The organism is Burkholderia sp. LAS2, assembly GCF_018417615.1.
GTDB classification, from domain to species: domain Bacteria; phylum Pseudomonadota; class Gammaproteobacteria; order Burkholderiales; family Burkholderiaceae; genus Burkholderia; species Burkholderia sola.
This window is the reverse complement of record NZ_CP071052.1, coordinates 268,113-288,650: the sequence shown is the minus strand read 5'-3', so window position 1 is coordinate 288,650 and position 20,538 is coordinate 268,113. Positions and strand designations below refer to the sequence as shown.

Genomic DNA, 20,538 nt, shown 5'->3' with positions numbered 1-20,538 from the left:
GAAGGCATATGACTATTGCTCCCCTGCAAGCAGCCCCTAACTTCTCGGGGCCGCTCACACACGGTTTCCTGTTGGTGGAACCGACGACACTAGTTCATGCACCTGAGCTGCTGGCACTGGATATGCAGCCGTGTACTCCGCGCGCGCTGGCACACCGTGAGGAATTGATGCCCCAACTCGTCGATATCTCCGCGCTGGACGACGAAGCGCGTGCGCTGGCAACCGCGTGCTGGGTAGCAGAAACACATATTGAACGCCCGCCTGTGGTGTGCGCATGGCTCAGCAGCGATGCGCCCGCCGACGCGATATGCGAACACGTTGCACGCTATCTGGTCGGTCCGGGCGCAGACGGTAACCCCACGTTCTGGCGTTACTACGATCCACGTGTGCTGAGCCTGACACACGCGGTGCTCGATTCGTCTCAGCAACGGGCATTGTTTGGCCCGATTCAGGCGTGGCAGTTCGCGTGGGCCGGACATCGCTGGTGCGTTACGCGTTCCGGCGCCGACACAGCGGACACCGATCAACCGTCCGGCTGGCCGCGTCGCGAGCAATGGCCGCGCATCAATTGCAGTGAAGCCGCAGATCGGGTGCTACGCCGGCTACCCACCATGTCTGTCGAGCACGCCGCGCAATTCCCCATCGCACTGGACAGGGTGTTCAGTGAGGCGATTCTGAGCGGCCACGCTATGGATGTCGATGCGCTTGTCGAGTATGCATTGCAACACTTGCGACTCGATATTGCACTTGACTCTGAAACTCGAGGATCAAAACCATGACGACCAAAGGTTGCCCGCTGTGCGATCGCCAATCGCTGCTGATCTATCCCGTACGGTACGCAATCGCTTGTCCGCGTGGCGCAGCGAAAGCCCCAGCGCTGTCCGGTAATTTCAAAATTGACGGTCGGGCACCTCAAGCAGTTGCCTCCGCCAAATTCACGTTACGCGCGCTGCGTCAAGGCTATCTATACACCTACGACGAGAAGCGCAAACGGCTCAGCGCTTACATGGTTCTGGATGATGGCAGTCTTTGGTATTTCCCACCCGACACGACGCCACCTCCGGGCGACTCCAAAAGCGCACTCACTCAAAGTTGTATCGCACGTGCCGAAACGGACTTCGAGTCGCTGGGGCGATGTGTCAGTGTTCAGCATACGCCTGGAAGTGACGAGGCGAGCAATCTCTGGATTGGCTGGTCGAACGTGCGGTGGACCAAGGACCTCGTACACAACAAAATCAATGAAGACGCTTGGCGCAAGCAGCATATGCAGTGCATCAACGTTCCCGCGATGCTGGCCGGGGGCGCCACCGATACGGGCGAATTTCAAGCCACGCAGAGCAAGATCGCGCATTTTGCGATGGATGCTCAGGCGATGAAGGCAGCGTTCGGCTTTAGCAACCGCACACCCAAGGACGAGATCCGACTACGTCAGCGCAACGTCGCCAAACGAATCGGTGATGCAATGGCTGAATCTCCGAACAAGAAAGGCTTTGTGGTCGCGGTCAACGACCCTGTCGGCGTCGCTAACGATCTCGCGGAACTGACGGTTCCCAACCTGAACAATGGTTTCGACGAACAGATGTATTGGAAGTGGACATCGGCGCAACTGCTCCAACGTGCTGAAGCGGGAATTCGAGCGAATGCGAAGGCCGTTACTGGACTGACCTATGGAACTTCGAAGACCATCGCCGATGCCAATGCCGTCAATATGAAGGTCGGCGCTCCCGTCGCGCCGGATGCGGTCGGTTTTTTTCACGTCATGCGCTCGTGGATTAGGACGGGAAGTCTTGAGCAGGCGATGAAGGAGGAAGACCGAAAGACGGGGGACGTTCCCGCGACGCAGGAAGAGGCGGCGAACGAGGCGTGGGAGGACGCAGCGTTCAAGGTCGGTCCCGATGGGAAGCGAACCAGCGTGCTCGATGAAGAGGCGTTGAAACGCTTCCCACAGGAGTATCAGCAAGCGCTCGAAGCGTTCAAGCCGAAGTGGCAGCCGCTTGTGCAAGCGCATGCGGAATGGCTCAAGTCGCAATTGCTCGCCGAATGGATGGCTGGCGTTCACGATTCGCAGGACCTTCGGAGCGGCTACGCATACAGTGAGTCCTGCGCACAGGCCATTGGTGCCGCTGTCGGCACCGAAGCCTGCAAGAAAGTGCTCGATGACTGGCTGAACGGTCAGGCTTCGAACATCCGCAATCTGTACGTGCGCGCCCTGATGTTCAATCAGGACACGCTGATAAAAGCGGCGGACGCACAGGTGCACGGTTCTGATATCCAATACGAGAACTTCCTGAATCTCTACAAGGAAGCGTTCAAGAAGATCGAAAATCTGGGCAACGCGGCCAGTCTGCGCGATCGACTCATCGTGACGACCGCCAATCAGATCGTCGGCGTACTCACGAAGACCACGCGCGGTGCCGCGCTCGGCTTCGTGACTATTCGTTTGGCGATACAGTCCGGAGTTCGACTCAAACCGTCACAAGTCAGCAAACTTGCCATTCGCGACTGGGCGTTGCAGCAAGCCCGGGAGTTGGACGTCAAATTGGACGGAAACCGGACGGAACAGCGCGCCTCGGCGACCCAGGTCGGGAAACAGGTCCTGAGGACGGCGCCACCGAGTGATCCGAATGTCGTCGCCTACGAGATGGACGTCGACGCTCTGGTTCGGGACGGGAAGCTCGAGGCCAGTGCGATCAAGGCCGTTAAAGTCCCAGGAGTGGACTCAGCAAAGAAGTGGCTCAATTCGTCGACCGAGTTCAACTTGGGCGTCGCGACTGTAATCTTTCAGATGGCGACGCTCACGTTTGCTGCCCTGGATTGGAAGGATCGAGATCAGTTCAATGAAACCGAAACCACTATGAAGGGCGCTGGTGCTGTTGTTGCGATCATCGGATCCCTCATCGAATACTCGTCGGAGACCGTAGTGAAAACGCCCGCTCATCCGTTGTCAGCGTATCTGATGCAGGCGTGGGGCGTATCCAAGGACGGCGCTGAGGTTGGCGTGAAGTTTGGGCGTGGACTCGGCGCGATCGCAGGCCTCTTCTTGGCCGGGTTTGACATATTCAAGAATGCGCCTGAGGCTTTCCAAAATCGCGAAAAAAAATTGGGATGGCTCTATATCGGAAGTGGAAGTCTTGGCGCGTACGTAGCTGTCGCCGCACTTTTCAGTTGGCCCCTTTTCTGGCCGGCCCTGATTTTGTCGATTCTGATAGCGATTGCGATCGCAATTTTCAAGGCGTCAGCCCTCAAGGATTGGGTCTCCCGTTGCAAATTCAGCAAGGGGGAGCACTACGACTCGCTTGAGGCGGAACTCAAGGCATTTAGCTCGGCGGCGGGAGCCTGACATATGGACGAACGCGTCATGAAGAAGTGCATTGGCAAGCCGGTACCGGAGTGGGATCTCGCACATCGCTTGCCGATCAATCGAGCCGTTGGTCCAGACGTTCAGGACTTCGGGGCGACTTTCAGCATTAACTCGATCTTTATGGATGTGATCGAGCCTTCCTTTCTCGAAAAACAGTGGTTTGTCACTGGCGTAGTGTTCGCCTTCATGTGTATAGGGATCGGGCCATATGTCTATTGGCTCACTCATGTTCGCTACCCATACGCAGCCGATTCACTGGGCGACGTTTTTGCGCTATGCATTTCTCTAGGCTTTGGTTTCATGGTCTGGAAACTCGGGCGAGGCCTGTTCTTTGGTCTCCGCTATCGCCCGATCCGTTTCCATCGCGAAGCTCGCAAGCTTTTTGCGATTCGCGCACGACGCTTTTTCGCGAAACCCAGCGAAGGTGACATCGTTTGGGAAGCACCGTGGACGGAAGATTCGATCTTTTGTCTGCACCGCGAAGACACGTCCTTCGGCACGATTTTCCACATTCGGCACTATACGGTCGACGACCACGGCAATGTCACTCGCGTGTTCTCGATAGGTCGGGAATGGACCGGCAAGCAGCAGGTTGAAATGGCACTCGCGCAGTGGAACTACTGGTGCGCGTACATGAACGGCGGGCCGAACGGTTTGCCCAAACCGATGCTGTTTCACACGCAGCGCGAGACGCCACGCGAGTCGTTCCTGTTTTCTCTGTATAGCTTCGGGATGCGCGCGCCGGTCTTCATTCGTTTGCTGATGATGCCGCTGATTCTGATCTTTACCGTCATGCGAATCATTGCGAATGCGACCTGTCGCGATCCTGTCTGGCCTGCCGCCATCGAGCAAATCTCCGCGATCGCGCCCGATGATCTTTACGCGGAACCGCGCTCAGGGACGCCTGTCGGATGGGGAGACACCGTGTTGGCCCAGCAGCGCGGCGAGTATCCGAATGGGTCGAAAGCGCGGGTCGAAGACTGGAGGGGTGAACCCGACGGCGGAATGTACGCGGCAGCTTGGCTCGAGAATCCTGCTGCCAACATGGCAAACTCGGCAGTGCGAAGCTAACGGTGCTTGACGAAGAGGATTTCCGGCATGATTGAAAGGCACATCGTAGCGGCGCTAACCACGGCACTTGTGTTGTTCGCTGGATGCTCGTCAAGTGCATCTGCGAAATACGATGCTGCGGAAAAAGCGGTCAAATCAGCATTGGTCGATGCCCAAGACATCGATTTTTTTGATTTATACGAAAACACGCTTGATTTGCACGGGATAAGTTCGACGCCGAACTACACGCGCACGTTCATTTGCGGATACGTCACCTACAAAAATCGGGCCGGCCAGCTGGTTCGCGCGCGTTTTATCTATGTGACCCGTTCGGATGATCCGTCACTTGCCGACTATGGCCCGCTCAGCCTGGAGAAGCCTGAGCTGAATTACGGAATTCGTGATGAGGACAATGGAGGCAGGTACGCGACCGCGTTCGAATTCTCCGGATGGAATCGAATTTGCGCCAATGCTCGGCATCCGAAAACTTTTAGCGGAGTCGCTCCGAAGAGCGACGGTTGACCTGGATGCGGGACCGATCAGGTCTTGCTTGTTCAACGGCATGACAATGCAAACGATGCGGAAAGGATGATGAAGGATGAAAACGGACGTGGCGTGATCCGCCTGAATGACAAGACGACGCACGGAGGCCACGTGATCACCGCGAGTGACGATCTGAAAGCGCAGGGCATTCCCGTCGCGCTCGAAGGGCACCTGACCGAATGTCCGAAGTGCGGCGGGCAGTTCAGGATCATTCCCCAAAACAGTACGCGCAACCATCACGGTACGCCGGTAGCCTTTCACGATGATCCGACGGAGTGCGGAGCGCGACTGATTTCGTCGCTTGAATAGAGGTCATCGCGTATGGGCGGTTCGGTAGATCCGATGAAGGAAACGGCATTGATCGGCGAATCGTCGCCCGACGCGCAGGTTGTGCATCATTGGCTTTATTTGAACCGGCCACGCCACTTCCCGGAGCCTGGCAAGCGCACGCGGGCGGAACGGCTAGCGGAAATCGAACATCTCTATGACCGACACGTCGTCGGCCCGGCGATTCTCGACGCCGAGGCGGCCGAATCTCTCCCGTCGTACGGACCGCAGCATGAAATGATCCGGATGCAGCCATACGGCCCACAAGGAGGATTGCGCAAACTTATCTTCGTCGGCCCGACACTCGTGCGTTCCGACCGACTAGGGCTGTAGCTGAATGGATCACCTGCTGTCGCATTACGAATATGAACTCGGGTTGTTCGCGCGGGCACTCGGCGATTTCGCGATCCGCTATCCAAAGATCGCGGCTCGGCTCGGCATCCAGAGCGGCCGAAGCGACGATCCGCATGTGGCCCGTCTGATTCAAACCTTTTCGTTTCTGGCCGCACACCTCGATTCGAAGCTGGCCGACGACTATCCCGAGTTCACCGAGGCGCTGCTCGAGGTCGTCCACCCCCACTATCTGCGCACCATACCGTCGTGCGCGATTGCCTCGGTCGAACCACGGACGATCGTCGGTCAACTGACGGAGCCGATCATCGTGCCGCGAGGCATGGCGTTGAATGCGCGCACCGCCCCGATACGGTTCCGGTCGGCCTACGACGTGACCCTCTCGCCATTGCAAATCCGGTCCGCGCGGTATGCCCCGGCGCTGCTGGCGCCGTCGGCCGTGAGATTGCCGACAGACGCAACCGGCGTGCTGTCGATCAGCTTCGCGTCGGCTGCCGGTCCATTCACGGCAGGTATTCCGGACGGGCCTGTCCGGATCTATCTTTCCGGCGAACGGCCCTTCGTCTCGTCGCTGCTGGACGCTTTGCTGCTGCGCGCGGCGGCCGCGTATGTCGAGGTCGATCAATGTGGGCGCTGGCGGGCCATATCGAAGGTGCCGTTCGAACCGGTCGGTTTCGCCGATGACGACCGCTTGCTGCCGGACAACCGAACCACCAGCCGCACCGCGACCACCTACCGCTACTTGCTGGAATACTTCGCGTTTCCCGAACTGTTCGATTTCGTCGATCTCGACATCGGCCGCGTGCGGCGGGCAGCAAGCGCTCCCGACGCTCGGGAACTAACGTTGCACGTCGTATTGCGCGATACGCCTGCCGACTCGGTCGCCGCGCTGGCGCTTGCATCGCTGGACGCGGCGGCGTTCAAGCTGTTTTGTACGCCCGTCGTGAATCTCTTTTCTCAACCGGCCCTGCCCATTGTGTTGAAGGGGCAGGACGCCTATCCGGTCCAACCCGTGCGACTGGCGAAACATTCGCCGCTGGGCGTGTATTCGGTCGACGCGGTCTATCTCGGCGAGTTATCAAGGAAGAAGGACAAAGACGAGGACGTATCGCTCGACAGTGATCGGCCTAGAACCCTGGTGCGGCCCTATCAGGCGCTGAGTCACGATCCGCGCCCGGATTCGGCGGCGGTCTATTGGGTTGCGTTTCGTGACCGCGATGCGGGATCGCCCGGTCGTCAATCCATGATGCTGTCGCTGGTCGGACTGGACGGACAGTCGGTCCGGCCAAAGCTGCCCCAAATCGATGTGGTGACGACGGTGACAAACGGCGACTTGCCGGCGCGCTTGTCGATCGGCAATCCGGTGGGCGATTTGCTGCTCGAAAGCAAGGCGCTGGATTGTCCGATCCAGTTGATTACCCGACCGACGTTGACGGCTGATCTGCCGCGTGGCCACGGTGCGCTGTGGCGCGTGTTGTCGACGCTTGCGCCGCATCCGCTGGATCTGACGCGGGACGGGTTATCGGGGCTGAAAGCATTCCTGCGGCTCCACGCGGTGCGCACGACGCCGTTCGCGCTGCGCTGCATCGACGCGATTACCGAACTGGACTACAAGCCGGCAATGAAATGGATGTCGCTGGATAATCAGTTCCCGTCGTTCGTGCGCGGCATCGAAATCATGTTGTCGCTTGACGAGACCGCGCTGCGCGAAGTCAGCCTGGTCGTGTTCACGAAGCTGCTCGAACGGTTCTTCGCGCCGTACGGGCCGACGAACAGTTATGTCCAACTGGTGGTCCGTTCGGCGCAGACCGGCCAGGAATTGACGCGAGGCGCGGCCATGCCCGGTACGCAGCCGCTGATCTGAACGCATCGGCCAGGATTCTCGTCATGAGGCGGCGGGGTGATCCGGATCAGCCCGGACCAAGCGCTCGACCGTATGTTGTCTGACCCGGGTGGGCGGCGCAACGCTGCCGATCGCTTGCATTACGCGCCAGTATTCGACTGCCCCTGCAACCACGCACAGAACTGCGCGACGAGCGGATCGTCGGCCGGCGCGCCCGGCGCGATCCACCAGTAGCTGCGCGTCGCGATACGCGGCCCGTCGAGCGGCATCACCAGCCGCCCGCTCGCGAGTTCGTCGTCGATCAGCGGCAACGGGCCGAGCGCGACGCCCAGCCCGTCGACGGCCGCCTGCAGCGCCAGGTAGAAGTGGTCGAACGACTGTCGCTTGCGGCCCTTCATCGCGACACCCGCCGCCGCGAACCAGTCGCGCCAGCCTTCCGGCCGCGTATCCGAATGCAGCAGCACGTGCCGCGCGAGATCGTCCGCGCGCGTGATCGGCGCGCGCTTGAGCAGTGCCGGGCTGCACACCGGAATCACGCTTTCGTCGAGGAAGTGGCCGCTCGTGCAATTCGGCCAGTGGCCGGGGCCGCGGCGGATCGCGACGTCGAAGCCGTTCAGCGTGTCGAGCGGCGCGTTCGACGTCGACAGCTTCAGCTCGACGTTCGGCACGTCGCGCTGAAACCGCGACAGGCGCGGCAGCAACCATTTCATCGCGAAGGTCGGCAGCGCGTTGATGCGCAGCACGCGCGCCGCGCCCGTGTTGCGCAACTGCTCGGTCGCGTGCGCGATGCTGTCGAACGCCGCGCGTACGGTGTCCAGGTAGCGGCGGCCTTCGTCGGTGAGCTTCACGCGCTTGCCGTAGCGGTGGAACACCGGCTTGCCGAGCCACGCCTCGAACCCGGCGATCTGCCGGCTGATGGCACCGTGAGTCACATGCAGCTCGTCGCCGGCGGCGCTGAAGCTTTCATGTCGTGCCGCGGCTTCAAAGGCCCGAAGCGCGGAAAAGGGCGGGAGATCGCGTGCCATGCTTGTGATTCTAGATCACAAGGGCGCGTCGATAAAATCGTTTTGCCGGCATCCCGAACGGCGGTAACCTCGATTCACCGTTTGATGAGGAGCCCCATGCAATCCGCTTTGCCGCCCGCCTTCCCGCCGCCTGCCGAGTCCCCCCGCAGCGTCGGCCTCGCCGAGCTGTTCACCGGTTTCCTGTCGCTCGGCCTGATGTCGTTCGGCGGCGCGTTGCCGTTCGCGCGGCGCACGATCGTCGACGAGCGCAAGTGGCTCTCCGCCGACGAATTCACCGATCTGCTCGGCCTGTGCCAGTTCCTGCCGGGCGGCAACGTGATCAACCTGTCGGTCGCCGTCGGCATGCGCTTTCGCGGCGTCGCCGGCGCGTTCGCCGGGATTCTCGGGCTGATCGCCGGCCCGACGCTCGTCGTCGTCGCGCTCGGCGTGCTGTACGCGAAGACGCAGAACGATCCGCGCGTGCAGCACCTGTTCGCGGGGCTCGCGGCGGCGGCGGCCGGGTTGCTCGTCGCGATGGCCGTGAAGGTCGCGAAGCCGCTGCTTCGGGCGCCGCGCACCGCGGCGGCGATTGCGGCGCTCGCATTCGTCGCGATCGCGGTGCTGCGACTTCCGCTGCTGACCACGATGCTGGTGCTGACGCCCGTCAGCATCTGGCTCGCGTCGCGCCGCCGCGAGGCCGGCGCGCCGCGGCCGGTGCCGGATGCCGCGCGAGACACGCACGATGCGCACGACTCGCCCCACACGCAACAGGAGCGCCGGCCATGAGCGACACGCTGATCGCCATCGCGACGATCTTCAGCCAGTTGTCGCTGCTCGCGTTCGGCGGCGGCAACACGATCCTGCCGGAGATGCAGCGGCAGGTCGTCGACGTGCACCACTGGATGAGCGCGCACGAGTTCACCGCGCTGTTCGCGCTGGCCCAGGCGGCGCCCGGGCCGAACATGATGATCGTGTCGCTGGTCGGCTGGCACGTGGCCGGCTGGGCCGGGCTGCTCGTCGCGTCGGTCGCGAAGTTCGGGCCGTCGTCGATCGTGACGGTGCTCGCGCTGCATGCGTGGGAGCGCTTTCGCGACCGGCCGTGGCGCCGCTACGTGCAGCAGGGGATGATGCCGGTGACGGCCGGGCTCGTCGCGGCCAGCGCGGTGCTGATTTCCGAGGCGTCGAACCGCACCGCGATCCAGTGGGGCATCACGGCCGCATGCGCGGTGCTCGCGTGGCGCACGCGCATCCATCCGCTGTGGCTGCTCGCGGGCGGCGCGCTGATCGGGCTCACGGGCATCGGGCAGTGAACGGCGCACAACCGCCCTCCCGTGCGCGATACTGGCGCGACTTTTCACGGGAGGATCGATGGATCTCGACGGCGCCAGCCGCAATCTCACTGTCGCCGCATTGCTGACGCTGTCCGGCGGCTACCTCGACGCGTACACGTACGTTGGCCACGGCCACGTGTTCGCGAACACGATGACCGGCAACGTCGCGCTGCTCGGCATCAACCTGTCGGCCGGCGAATGGGCCGCCGCGCTGCATCACGTGCCGCCGCTCGGCGGCTTCGTGCTCGCGGTGTTCGTCGCGCATCTGCTCGCCCTGGCCGCGCAGCGCGGCTGGATGCGGCATACGGCGTTCGTGAGCCTGATCGTCGAAATCGCGTTTCTCGGCGTCGCCGCGAGCGGCGTCGTCGGCGCGTCGAGCGCATGGCTGATCCCGGGCATCTCGTTCGTCGCGACGCTGCAGACGCTGTCGTTCACCCATCTCGAGGCACTGTCGTACACGTCGGTGATGACGACCGGCAACCTGCGGCGCGCCGCGCAGAAGCTGTTCGTCGGGCTGATTCCGCGCTACGACGCGGGCGCGCTGCACGACTCGGCGCTGCTCGCGACGATCAGTTTCTGTTTCCTGGGCGGCGCGGTGGTCGGCGGCCTCGTGACGCGGCTCGTGCCGGACATCGCGCTGTGGGGCGCCGTGCTGCTGCTCGTCGGCGCGTTCGCGGAAATCGTGCGGCGTGCGTGGCGTCGCGCGGGGAACGGCGGTGCGGGTGGCGCGGGCGGTCAGGGTGGTCAGGGCGACAGCAGCGACGGGGCGACGCAAACGGCCTGACGGCAGGCTGCAACCCGCAACCCGCCGCAACGATCGCACCGGCGATTTCTCCGCGATCCGCGTGACCACGCCGCACCATCGCCGAACCTTGCAGCGCCGTGCGTGCCCCCCGGCGCCGCCGCCCACCGTGCCGCCGCCGCACGAAAACACGCCCCGCGCGGGAAACGTTGTTCCCGGACGACAATCGCGCGATTGCCGCGCATTTCAATTTCTTTCAGCCTCCGTACTCATCCTATGATTCACCCCACGTCGCGCGCGCCATGAGCGCGCCGCGATCGCCACCCGGCTGCGCACGCGGCCGGTCATGAATGGAGACACCTAAAAAAGGAACGCTCATGAAGCAGACCACCCGACTCGCAGTCATCGCAGGGGGCGCGGCGCTGGCCTTCGCCAGCCAGTACGCAGCAGCACAAAGCTCGGTCACGCTGTGGGGCGTGGCCGATGCCAGCATCCGTTACCTGACCAACGCCAACGCGAAGAACGACGGCCTGCTGTCGATGACCAACGGCGCGATCACGAACAGCCGCTTCGGGATCTACGGCACGGAAGACCTCGGTGGCGGCCTGAAGGCCGTGTTCAACCTCGAGAGCGGCGTGAACCTGCAGAACGGCGCATTCGCCGACAGCGGCCGCCTGTTCAACCGCGCGGCGTACGTCGGCCTGCAGAGCCCGTACGGCACCGTGACGCTCGGCCGCCAGAAGACGCCGCTGTTCGACCTGCTGGCGGATACCTACGATCCTCTGACCGTCGGCAACTACCTCGAAAACGCATGGTTGCCGGTCGCGCTCGGCGGCGGCCTGTATGCGGACAACCAGATCAAGTACACGGGCAAGTTCGAGGGCCTGACGGCGAAGGCGATGTACTCGACCGGCACCAACTACGAATCGACCGGCGCCGGCGGCTTCTCGGGCCAGATTCCGGGCTCGCTCGGCAAGGGCAATGCATGGGGCGTATCGCTGTCGTACGTGATGGGCCCGCTCAGCATCGCGGCCGGCGCGCAGCAGAACAGCGACAACTCGGCGCGCAAGCAGACGATCTACCACGCGAACGTCGTGTACGCGTTCAGCAAGGCGAAGATCTACGCGGGCTACCTGCGCTCGAAGGACGACACGGGCTTCGTCGACAGCCTGCTCGCGCAGCAGTCGATTCCGGTCGCGAAGGGCACCGGCCGCATCGACGACGGTCCGTTCGCGGGCGTGAGCTGGCAGGTCAGCGCGCCGCTGACGCTGACGGGCGCGTTCTACTACGACCACATGCGCAATGCGATGACCACGAACGGCACGCTCGCGAGCGGCAACCGCTACGCGATCGTCGGCATCGCCGAGTACGCGCTGAGCAAGCGCACCGAAATCTACGGCACCGTCGACTTCAACAAGACGAACGGCGCGGCGAACGTCGAGCTGCCTGGCCGCAGCAACCAGACGGGCATCGCGATCGGCCTGCGCAATATCTTCTGACGAACGTCGGAACGCGTGCGCCGGCGTCGTCCGGCGCGCATCGAAGAGGCTCCGCGCGGAGCCTCTTTTTTTTCGTCACGCGACCTTCATACGCGCAACCGATTATTCGGCAAACGCTCCATTGCGCCAGGCCCGCGCCGTAAGCGATCCGTCGGCGATCCAGAACACACTTTTACAGTCCGCGCGCGGGCTTTCCGCTACGCTGCGTGCATCGCGCGTGGCATGCCGTCAGGCGTGCGCGTGCGTCGTTCCGGTCGCGCGCCGCGAGCGCGGGCGGCCTGTGCGTAACTTGTGTATCCGGCGATGACAAACGCGGTCCGCCGGTTTCTTTCGTGGGACGATGCGCTCACGATTTTCTTGAAAGGGGATGACGATGGGTATCCTGAACGTTGTGGGCGAAATCGCCGGCGCAGTGGCTGCCGTCGAAGGCGTGGAAAAGGTGGATCCGGATGCGGGCCTGCTGACCAAGGCGGCCGCGGCCGTCGCCGGTTTCAAGGGCGCGGAGGCGATCGAAGGCCTGCTCGAGAAGAAGGACGAGCAGCCGCAGCAGGCGGACGATACGCAGGCGACGGACGGCAGCGACACGTCGCAGGCATGAGCATGGCGGCCGGTCCGGCCGCGGGCGCGCCCTTCGCGCGCCTGGGCCGACCGGTGCCGCGCAATCGGCAGGTCGGGCATGCGGTCGATCGGTGACGCATGGCACAACCGCCAGCCGGTTTGACCGGCGAGAGGCCACGTCTCTCGCCGTTTTTTATTGGACGCGCGGCACGCACCGCGCGCCGCACGAATCCCCGAATCTTGCTATCGTCACCCCATCCGAACTGCGATGAGGGAATGCGATGGATTTCGACTACGACCTGTTCGTCATCGGCGCCGGCTCGGGCGGCGTGAGGCTCGCGCGCATGTCCGCGTCATACGGCGCACGCGTCGGCATAGCGGAAGAAGAGCAGATCGGCGGCACCTGCGTGCTGCGCGGCTGCATCCCGAAGAAACTGCTGGTCTACGCATCGCATTACCCGCATGAACTCGACGACGCGAAGGGCTTCGGCTGGACCTTCGGCGCCGGCACGCTCGACTGGCCCGCGCTGATCGCCGCGAAGGATCGCGAGATCAACCGGCTGAGCGACATCTACATCAGCCTGCTGCGGCAATCGGGCGTCGACATGCACGCCGGCCGCGCGACGCTCGTCGATGCGCATACGGTCGCGATCGGCGATCGCTCGATCCGCGCGCGCCACATCGCGATCGCGACCGGCTCGCGGCCGTCGTTGCCGCCGCGGCCTGGCATCGAACATGCGATCACGTCGCGCGAGGCGCTGTCGCTCGCGACGTGCCCCAAGCGCATCGCGGTGGTCGGCGGCGGCTATATCGCGGTCGAGTTCGCGGGCATCTTCAACGGCTTTGGCAGCCACGTCGACCTGTTTTATCGCGGTGAAAAAATCCTGCGCGGCTTCGACGACGACGTGCGCCAGTTCCTGACCGACGAGATGACGAAGCAGGGCGTCACGATTCACCCGCGCGCGGTGATCGAATCGATCGAGCGCGCGGACGACGGCGCGCTGTTCGTGCGTGTCGGCGACGCGCGGCACGGGCCGTACGATCAGGTGCTCTATGCGACCGGCCGCGTGCCGAACGTCGACGGGATCGGGCTCGAGCAGGCAGGCATCCTGCTCGATGCACGCGGCGCGATTGCCGTCGATGCGTATTCGGCGACGTCGGTGCCGTCGATCCACGCGATCGGCGACGTCACGTCGCGGCCGCAGCTCACGCCGGTCGCGACGCGCGATGCCGGCTTGCTCGCGCGCACGCTGTTCGGCGGCTCGCGCGTGGCGGTCGATCACGCGTACGTGCCGTCGGCCGTGTTCAGCCAGCCGGAGGTCGCGACGGTCGGCCTGACCGAGGCCGATGCGCGCCGCACGCTGGGCGACGTCGACATCTACCGCACGTCGTTCAAGGCGCTGCGCCACACGCTGTCGGGCCGCGACGAGCGCACGCTGATGAAGCTCGTCGTCGCGCGCGACAGCCAGCGCGTGATCGGCGCGCACATGGTCGGCCGCGACGCGGGCGAGATCATTCAGGGCATCGCGATCGCGATTCGCGCGGGCGCGACGAAGACGCAGTTCGACGACACGATCGGCATTCATCCGACCGCGGCCGAGGAGTTCGTGACGATGCGGCAGAAGGTGGGCGACTAGCGGGAAGCGGGCGGCCGCGTTTTCAACGCGGCCGTGTTTCGCGGGCGTACGCCGCTCAATGCACGCCGAACGCGTCCAGCAGCCGATACCAGCTCATCGCGAGCACCAGCGCCGGCGTGCGCAGCGCCGCGCCGCCCGGGAAGTCGCGATGCCGGATCTTGTCGAACAGGTCGAAGCGGCTCGCCTGTCCGTCGATCGCCTCGGCGATCAGCTTGCCCGCGAGCGCGGTCGTGTTCACGCCGTGCCCCGAGAACCCCTGCGCGAAGTAGGTCGTCGGCGTGATGCGGCCGAAATGCGGCGCGCGGTTCATCGTGATGTCGACGAAGCCGCCCCACGCATAGTCGACCTTCACGTCCGCGAGCTGCGGGAACGTCTTCAGCATGTCCGCGCGCATCGCCGCGGCGAGATCGCGCGGCTCGCGCGTCGAATAGCTGACCTTGCCGCCCCACACGAGCCGCGTGTCGGGCGCCGGCCGGAAATAGTCGAGCACGAAGCGGCTGTCGCAGATCGCCGCGCGCGCGGGCATCAGCGCGGCGGCGCGCGCTTCGCCGAGCGGTTCGGTCGCGATCACGTAGGTGCCGACCGGCATGATCTTCTTCGACAATGCGGGCGCGAGCGTGCCGACGTAGGTGTTGCACGCGAGCACGACGAAGCGCGCGCGCACGTTGCCGCTGCTCGTCTCGACGACGTGGCCGCCGGACACGTCGCGCACGTGCGTCACGCAGCTGTCCTCGTGGATGCGCACGCCCGCGTCGGTGGCCGCCCGCGCGAGACCGAGCGTGTAGTTGAGCGGATGGAGGTGGCCGCTGTCGGGGTCGTACAGGCCGCCGCAATAGCGGGCCGACTGCACGTAGTCGCGGAGTTCGTCCGCTTCGACGAAGTGGAAGCGGTCGTAGCCGAAGCGCTTCGCGGCTTCGTCGCGCCAGCGTTTCAGCGCATCGGCGTCGCGCTCGGTGTTCGCCGCGGTCAGGTAGCCGGGCACCAGCGCGCAGTCGATGTCGTGCCGCGCGATGCGCGACTTCACGAGCGACAGCGTTTCGAGCCCCATGTCCCAGATCCGCTTCACGTCGCCTTCCGGCATGAATTGCGCGAACGTGTCGATGTCGCACGCGAAGCCGCCGATCAACTGGCCGCCGTTGCGGCCGCTCGCCGCCCATCCGACCCGCGACGCTTCGAGCACGGTCACCGAATGGCCGCGCTCGGCGAGGTTGAGCGCGGCGGACAGGCCCGTGAGGCCCGCGCCGATCACGCACACGTCGGCGTCGATCGTGCCGGCAAGCGGCGCGTGGCGGGTCGTGTCGTTGACGGTCGCCGCGTAGTACGACGCGACGTGCGGCTGGTTGGCGAATGTCTGCATGATGAGGAGGGCGGAGTGAAAGGGCTCAGAACAGCTCGCGGACGCGGTGATACAGCATCCCGAGCTCGAGTGCCGGTTGCCGCCATGCGTCGCCGCCGGGAAAGCGCCGGTGACGCACGCGTGCGAACAGATCGAACGCGCGCGTGTCGCCCGCGATTGCGCCGGCGACCGCGCGTCCGGCGATCCCGGTGAGCGCGACGCCGTGCCCGCTGAAGCCCTGGACGTAGAAGAAGTTCGGATCGATCGCGCCGAAGTCAGGCGCGCGGTTGCGCGTGACGTCGACGAAGCCGCCCCACGCGTGCTCGACGCGCACGTCGCCGAGCTGCGGGAACACGCCGACCATGCGCTGCCGGATCGCTTCGGCGAGCGCGGCGGGCGACGCGCCGGCCGAATTCGCACGGCCGCCGAACAGCATCCGGTCGTCGGCCGACAGCCGGAAGTAGTCGAGGAAGAAGTTGTTGTCGCACACGGCTTCGCGTCGGGCGATCAGCGCGTCGGCATGCGCGCGGCCGAGCGGCTCGGTCGCGATGATGTACGACGCGATCGGCGCGATGCGCGCGGCGGTCGCGGCCGGCAGCACGCCGCCGGGGCCCGCATTGCAGCACGACACGACGAAGCGGCAGCGCACTTCGCCGGATGGCGTGCGCACGACCGGCCGCGCGCCGCGCACGACGTCGAGCGCGGGCGTGTGCGCGTACAGCGCGACGCCTTCGCGGCGTGCGGCATCGGCGAGGCCGAGGCAATACTTGAGCGGATGCAGATGGCCCGACAGCGGGTCGTGCACGCCGGCCAGATAACGCGTCGACGCAATGCGCGCGTGGATCTCGCCGGTATCGAGCCACGCGAGCGACGGGTGGCCCCAGCGCGACGTCGCGGCGTTCATCCACGCGCGCAGGTCGTCCACGCGGCGCGGCTTCGTCGCGACGGTCAGGTAGCCGCGCGTGAAGTCGCAGTCGATCCCGTAGCGCGCGATGCGCTCGGCGATCAGCGCGACGCCGTCGAGCGACAGCGACCACGCGGCGCGCGCACCGTCGGCGCCGAGCTGTTTCTCGATCACCTCGTCTTTCGCGAAGCCGGTGATCGCCTGGCCGCCGTTGCGGCCCGACGCGCCCCAGCCGGGCCGGTGCGCATCGATCACGGCGACCGACAGCCCGCGCGTGCGGCAGTCGAGCGCCGTCGACAGGCCCGCGAAGCCGGCGCCGATCACGCAGACGTCGACGTCGATCGCATCCTCGAGGATCGGATCGTCGGCCACGGGTCGTGTGGCCGTGGCTTCGTAATACGAGTCGCGCGCGAGCGCATCGGCGCGGCGGGTGAAAGACTGCGTCATGAAACTGACTCCCTCGACAAGGCTGCGAACGGCGCGCAGCCGTAAAACGGCGCGGGACGCCGTGCGTGCGGCACGGCGCCCCGCGCGTGCTGCATCAGAACGAATAGATGAACTGCGTCGCGAGCAGGTCGTTGGACTTGCCGTACGACCCGTCGTTGCGCAGGAACACCTTGTTGTTCGCCCAGTCGTGCCGGTATTCGACCTTCACGGTGATCTGCTGGGTCGGATAGAACAGCAGGTCGAGCGCGACGTCCTGGCGCACCGCGCCCTTGCACTCGAAGCCCAGGCCGCCGCCGGCCTTCGACTGCGCGAGGCAGTCCGCATCGACGCCGAAGCCGTTGCTCGGGTCCATCCCGTTGCCGTTCAGCGCGATGCCGCCGCCGCCGCCGCCGTTCTTCGAGTTCGCGAGCAGGTCGTAGCGCAGCGTCACGCCCATGCGGCCGACCACCGGTGCGTTGAACTTGCGGTGCGCGAGCAGCGACAGCCCGTACCACTGCGCGAGCCCGCCGTTGAACGCGGCATGCTGCTGCCGGCCGTAGTCGACTTCGGCGTTGTACTGAATATCGGCGAGCGTGTAGGTCGCGTCGAGTTCGCCGAAGAAGAACGAACCGTACCCGCTCGGCGCCGCGCCGCCCGGGCCGTAGTGGACGACGCCGTCCGAATCGATCGCACTCGACAGCGTCTGCCGCCCGATGTTGAACGAGCCGCCGAGATCGAGCGCGCTCGACCACGTGTAGTCCGCGCGCGCGGTGAAGGTCGGCACCTTGTTGCTCGTGGTGATCGGGTCGCCGAGCGCATTGGTGCCCGTCTGCGTGACCGAACCGTAGGTGCGGTACTGCTCGTTGCCGAGGAAGAACTTCCACGCCCAGGCGCCCTTCGTGTAGTTCGCGCCGACACCGACGTAGCTGCCCGGATCGGAGAAATCGTACAGCAGGTTGTGCGTGAGCGTGAGCATCTGGTTCGACTGCTGCACTTCGTAGCCGCCGAAGCTCGGGATCAAACCGGCGACGAGCGTCGTTTCCGCGGTGATCGGCACGTTGATGACCGCCGTGTTCAGCAGGTTGTCGGTGATCGAGCCGCGCGAGTTCTGCAGCAGCGTGATGCCGTTGCCGCGGTTCGGCATCAGCGTGATTTCGGCCGAGGGCGCCATCGGGCCGACGCCGAACGTCTTCTTGATGTCGAGGTAGAGGTCGCCGAACGTGCTGTTGAAGTAGTTGTACGCGTTCTCGTGGTTCGCGAACAGGAACGACGACGTGCCGGCCGCGCGGTTGTAGATGTAGGTCGGATCGATGTAGCCGGTGACCGACAGGCCGGCGAGCGGGCCCGTGGTGGCCGCGTCGGTCAGCGAGTCGACCTTCAGCTGCTGGTTCGCGATCTGCTGCTTCATTTCGCTGACCTCGTCGTTGGTCAGCGTGGCGCGTGCGCGGCCGTAATCCGGCGAGCCCGGATCGGCGGCGACCGCGACCGCGTTGCCGCCGCCGGCCATGCCGCCGCTCGCGCCGCCCGGCTTCGCGGCGAGTTGCGCCTGCATCGCCTTCATCTGTTTCTGCAGCGCCGCGACCTGCGCCTGCAGCGCCTTGATTTCGGCGGAGGTGGAACCGGCCAGCGCGACGCCCGGCAACGCGCCGGCCACCAGCAGGCAGATCAGTTTCTTCTTCATTGCGGATTCTCCTAGTCGTGCGCCTGTCAAAAACGGGATCGAATCGCGCGCCCCCCCTGGGGCGGCGCGTCATGCTTGTCTGCACTGCTTGTTATCGTTGAAGGAGTCGAGCGTTCAGGCCAGCGCGAACGCGGCCTTCAAGTCGGCCATCCGGCGCCGCTCGCGCGCGATCATCATCCGGTTCACGACGATCACGCCGATCGTCACGGCCGTGATGAACAGCGTCGCCAGCGCATTCATCTCGGGGTTCAAGCCCAGCCGCACGCGCGAGAACACCACCAGCGGCAGCGTCGTCGAGCCCGGCCCGGACAGAAACGCCGACAGCACCAGATCGTCGATCGACAGCGTGAACGACAGCAGCCACCCCGACAGCAGCGCCTGCGAGATCAGCGGCAGCGTCACCACGAAGAACACCTTCAGCGGCGTCGCGCCGAGATCGAGCGCGGCCTCCTCGAGCGACTTGTTCATCTCCTTCACGCGCGACTGCACGATGATCGCCACGTACGACACGCACAACATCACGTGGCCGATCCAGATCGTCGCCATCCCGCGCCCCTTCGGCCAGCCGAACATCTGCTCCAGCGCGACGAACAGCAGCAGCAGCGAGATCCCCTGGATCACCTCCGGAATCACCAGCGGCGCGTTGATCATCCCCGTGTACAGCGTGAAGCCCTTGAAGCGGCCGAAGCGCGCGAGCACGAAGCCGGCCCACGTGCCGATCACGACCGACGCGGTGGCCGTCAACAGGCCGATCTTCAGCGACAGCCACGCGGCGGTCAGCAGCTCGTCGTCGTCCAGCAGCGCCGCGTACCACTTCAGCGAGAAGCCCGACCACACCGTCACCAGCTTCGATTCGTTGAACGAATACACGACGAGGCTGATGATCGGGATGTACAAAAACAGGAAGCCGAAGGCGAGAACGCCCGTCGACAGCGGTTTGCTCGGCTTGATCATTTCGCGTCCTCCAGTTCCTTGACCTGGTAGTACTGGAACAGCGCCATCGGCACCAGCAACAGCAGCACCATCGCGACCGTCACCGCGGACGCCATCGGCCAATCCATGTTGTTGAAGAATTCATCCCACATCACGCGGCCGATCATCAGCGTGTCGGCGCCGCCGAGCAGTTCGGGAATCACGTACTCGCCGACCGCCGGGATGAACACCAGCAGGCTGCCTGCGATGATCCCGTTCTTCGACAGCGGCAGCGTGATGCGCGTGAACGCGACCCACGGTTTCGCGCCGAGGTCGTACGCGGCTTCGAGCAGCGTCAGGTCCATCTTCACGAGGTGCGCATAGAGCGGCATCACCATGAACGGCAGGTACGAATAGACCATTCCGATGTAGACGCCCGCATCGCTGTGATAGAGCCGCAGCGGCGTGTGGATGATGCCGAGCGCGATCAGCGTGTGGTTCAGCAGGCCGTCGTCCTTCAGGATGCCGATCCATGCGTACACGCGGATCAGGAACGACGTCCAGAACGGCAGCATCACGGCCATCATCAGCACGTTGCGGCGGTTCGGCTCCGAACGCGCGATGTAGTACGCCATCGGATAGCCGATCAGCAAACACAGCACCGTCGACACGGCAGCCATCTTCAGCGAGCTGAGGTAGGTGGCGATGTACAGGTCGTCCTGCAGCAGGAACGCGTAGTGCGACAGCTGCAGCGCGAAGTGCACGACGCCGTCCTTGAACTCGACGAGCGACGTGTACGGCGGGATGCCCATCACCTGGTCGGCGAAGCTGATCTTCAGCACCAGCACGAACGGCAGCGCGAAGAACACGGCCAGCCACAGGAACGGCACGCCGATCGCGACGGTGCGGCCCGACGGCAGCAAGCGCGACAGCGCGGCGAAGCGGCGGCGGCGGGCGTGACCCGCGCCGGTGCGTGCGGCGCCGGTCGACACCGGCGCGGAAGGCGTGGAAGCGGAGGTTCTCATCGTCGCGT

At 64.7% G+C, this 20,538-nt stretch carries 18 protein-coding genes and 1 pseudogene; 13 read left to right on the top strand and 6 right to left on the bottom strand.

Features of this window, described 5'->3' with window-relative positions; translation table 11 throughout:
- The first annotated feature begins 8 nt into the window (after nt 1-8).
- The 7 genes and pseudogenes from JYG37_RS01340 (at nt 9) to tssF (ending at nt 7,496) form a co-directional block, all read left to right on the top strand.
- Nucleotides 9-779 (top strand): DUF4123 domain-containing protein, encoded by a 771-nt coding sequence (locus tag JYG37_RS01340; protein WP_080334283.1) that lies wholly within the window; start codon nt 9-11, stop codon nt 777-779.
- A complete protein-coding gene (locus JYG37_RS01335) occupies nt 776-3,340 on the top strand; it encodes a T6SS effector BTH_I2691 family protein (protein ID WP_124631168.1) in 2,565 nt (854 codons plus the stop codon). The genes JYG37_RS01340 and JYG37_RS01335 overlap by 4 nt, the downstream gene beginning before the upstream one ends.
- Nucleotides 3,341-3,343: 3 nt before the next feature.
- On the top strand, nt 3,344-4,432 hold the full coding sequence (locus tag JYG37_RS01330; RefSeq protein ID WP_124631169.1) for a DUF6708 domain-containing protein: 1,089 nt from the start codon (nt 3,344-3,346) through the stop codon (nt 4,430-4,432).
- A 27-nt stretch (nt 4,433-4,459) separates the two neighbouring features.
- On the top strand, nt 4,460-4,933 hold the full coding sequence (locus JYG37_RS01325) for a hypothetical protein (RefSeq protein ID WP_124631170.1): 474 nt from the start codon (nt 4,460-4,462) through the stop codon (nt 4,931-4,933).
- 69 nt (nt 4,934-5,002) lie between these two features.
- The gene (locus JYG37_RS01320) at nt 5,003-5,263 is read left to right on the top strand and encodes a PAAR domain-containing protein (RefSeq protein ID WP_050014342.1); all 261 of its coding nucleotides are present in this window, start codon (nt 5,003-5,005) and stop codon (nt 5,261-5,263) included.
- 69 nt (nt 5,264-5,332) lie between these two features.
- Nucleotides 5,333-5,614: pseudogene (locus JYG37_RS01315) on the top strand (hypothetical protein); the annotation flags it as partial.
- A gap of 4 nt (nt 5,615-5,618) precedes the next feature.
- Nucleotides 5,619-7,496, top strand: a complete 1,878-nt coding sequence (gene tssF, locus JYG37_RS01310; protein WP_213345816.1) for a type VI secretion system baseplate subunit TssF — start codon at nt 5,619-5,621, stop codon at nt 7,494-7,496.
- A 119-nt stretch (nt 7,497-7,615) separates the two neighbouring features.
- Here the strand turns inward: tssF and JYG37_RS01305 are convergent, their stop codons facing one another.
- Nucleotides 7,616-8,500, bottom strand: coding sequence for a transcriptional regulator GcvA (locus JYG37_RS01305; RefSeq protein ID WP_050014276.1), 885 nt, complete (start codon nt 8,498-8,500; stop codon nt 7,616-7,618).
- 96 nt (nt 8,501-8,596) lie between these two features.
- Between JYG37_RS01305 and JYG37_RS01300 the strand changes: the two genes are divergently transcribed.
- The 6 genes from JYG37_RS01300 to gor all read left to right on the top strand — a co-directional run bounded on the left by JYG37_RS01300 (nt 8,597) and on the right by gor (nt 14,246).
- Nucleotides 8,597-9,265, top strand: a complete 669-nt coding sequence (locus JYG37_RS01300) for a chromate transporter (protein ID WP_176017039.1) — start codon at nt 8,597-8,599, stop codon at nt 9,263-9,265.
- Nucleotides 9,262-9,789: a chromate transporter gene (locus JYG37_RS01295; protein WP_050014278.1), complete on the top strand. Its 528-nt coding sequence runs from the start codon at nt 9,262-9,264 to the stop codon at nt 9,787-9,789. The genes JYG37_RS01300 and JYG37_RS01295 overlap by 4 nt, the downstream gene beginning before the upstream one ends.
- 58 nt (nt 9,790-9,847) lie before the next feature.
- The gene (locus JYG37_RS01290) at nt 9,848-10,594 is read left to right on the top strand and encodes a YoaK family protein (protein ID WP_050014279.1); all 747 of its coding nucleotides are present in this window, start codon (nt 9,848-9,850) and stop codon (nt 10,592-10,594) included.
- Nucleotides 10,595-10,929: 335 nt separating this feature from the next.
- On the top strand, nt 10,930-12,051 hold the full coding sequence (locus tag JYG37_RS01285; RefSeq protein ID WP_050014280.1) for a porin: 1,122 nt from the start codon (nt 10,930-10,932) through the stop codon (nt 12,049-12,051).
- Nucleotides 12,052-12,424: 373 nt separating this feature from the next.
- Complete coding sequence (locus JYG37_RS01280) at nt 12,425-12,649, top strand: hypothetical protein (RefSeq protein WP_050014343.1); 225 nt, start codon at nt 12,425-12,427, stop codon at nt 12,647-12,649.
- A 241-nt stretch (nt 12,650-12,890) separates the two neighbouring features.
- A complete protein-coding gene (gene gor, locus JYG37_RS01275; protein WP_089488890.1) occupies nt 12,891-14,246 on the top strand; it encodes a glutathione-disulfide reductase in 1,356 nt (451 codons plus the stop codon).
- 55 nt (nt 14,247-14,301) lie between these two features.
- Here the strand turns inward: gor and JYG37_RS01270 are convergent, their stop codons facing one another.
- The 5 genes from JYG37_RS01270 to JYG37_RS01250 all read right to left on the bottom strand — a co-directional run bounded on the left by JYG37_RS01270 (nt 14,302) and on the right by JYG37_RS01250 (nt 20,530).
- Entirely contained in the window at nt 14,302-15,603 is a 1,302-nt protein-coding gene (locus JYG37_RS01270; RefSeq protein ID WP_213345815.1) for an NAD(P)/FAD-dependent oxidoreductase, read from the bottom strand.
- A gap of 25 nt (nt 15,604-15,628) precedes the next feature.
- On the bottom strand, nt 15,629-16,933 hold the full coding sequence (locus JYG37_RS01265; protein WP_089488888.1) for an NAD(P)/FAD-dependent oxidoreductase: 1,305 nt from the start codon (nt 16,931-16,933) through the stop codon (nt 15,629-15,631).
- Nucleotides 16,934-17,027: 94 nt separating this feature from the next.
- Complete coding sequence (locus JYG37_RS01260) at nt 17,028-18,593, bottom strand: DUF3138 family protein (RefSeq protein ID WP_050014284.1); 1,566 nt, start codon at nt 18,591-18,593, stop codon at nt 17,028-17,030.
- A 114-nt stretch (nt 18,594-18,707) separates the two neighbouring features.
- Nucleotides 18,708-19,547, bottom strand: coding sequence for an ABC transporter permease subunit (locus JYG37_RS01255; RefSeq protein WP_027813303.1), 840 nt, complete (start codon nt 19,545-19,547; stop codon nt 18,708-18,710).
- Nucleotides 19,544-20,530, bottom strand: coding sequence for an ABC transporter permease subunit (locus JYG37_RS01250; RefSeq protein ID WP_050014286.1), 987 nt, complete (start codon nt 20,528-20,530; stop codon nt 19,544-19,546). Before JYG37_RS01250 ends, JYG37_RS01255 begins: the two co-directional genes overlap by 4 nt.
- Nucleotides 20,531-20,538: the final 8 nt, after the last annotated feature.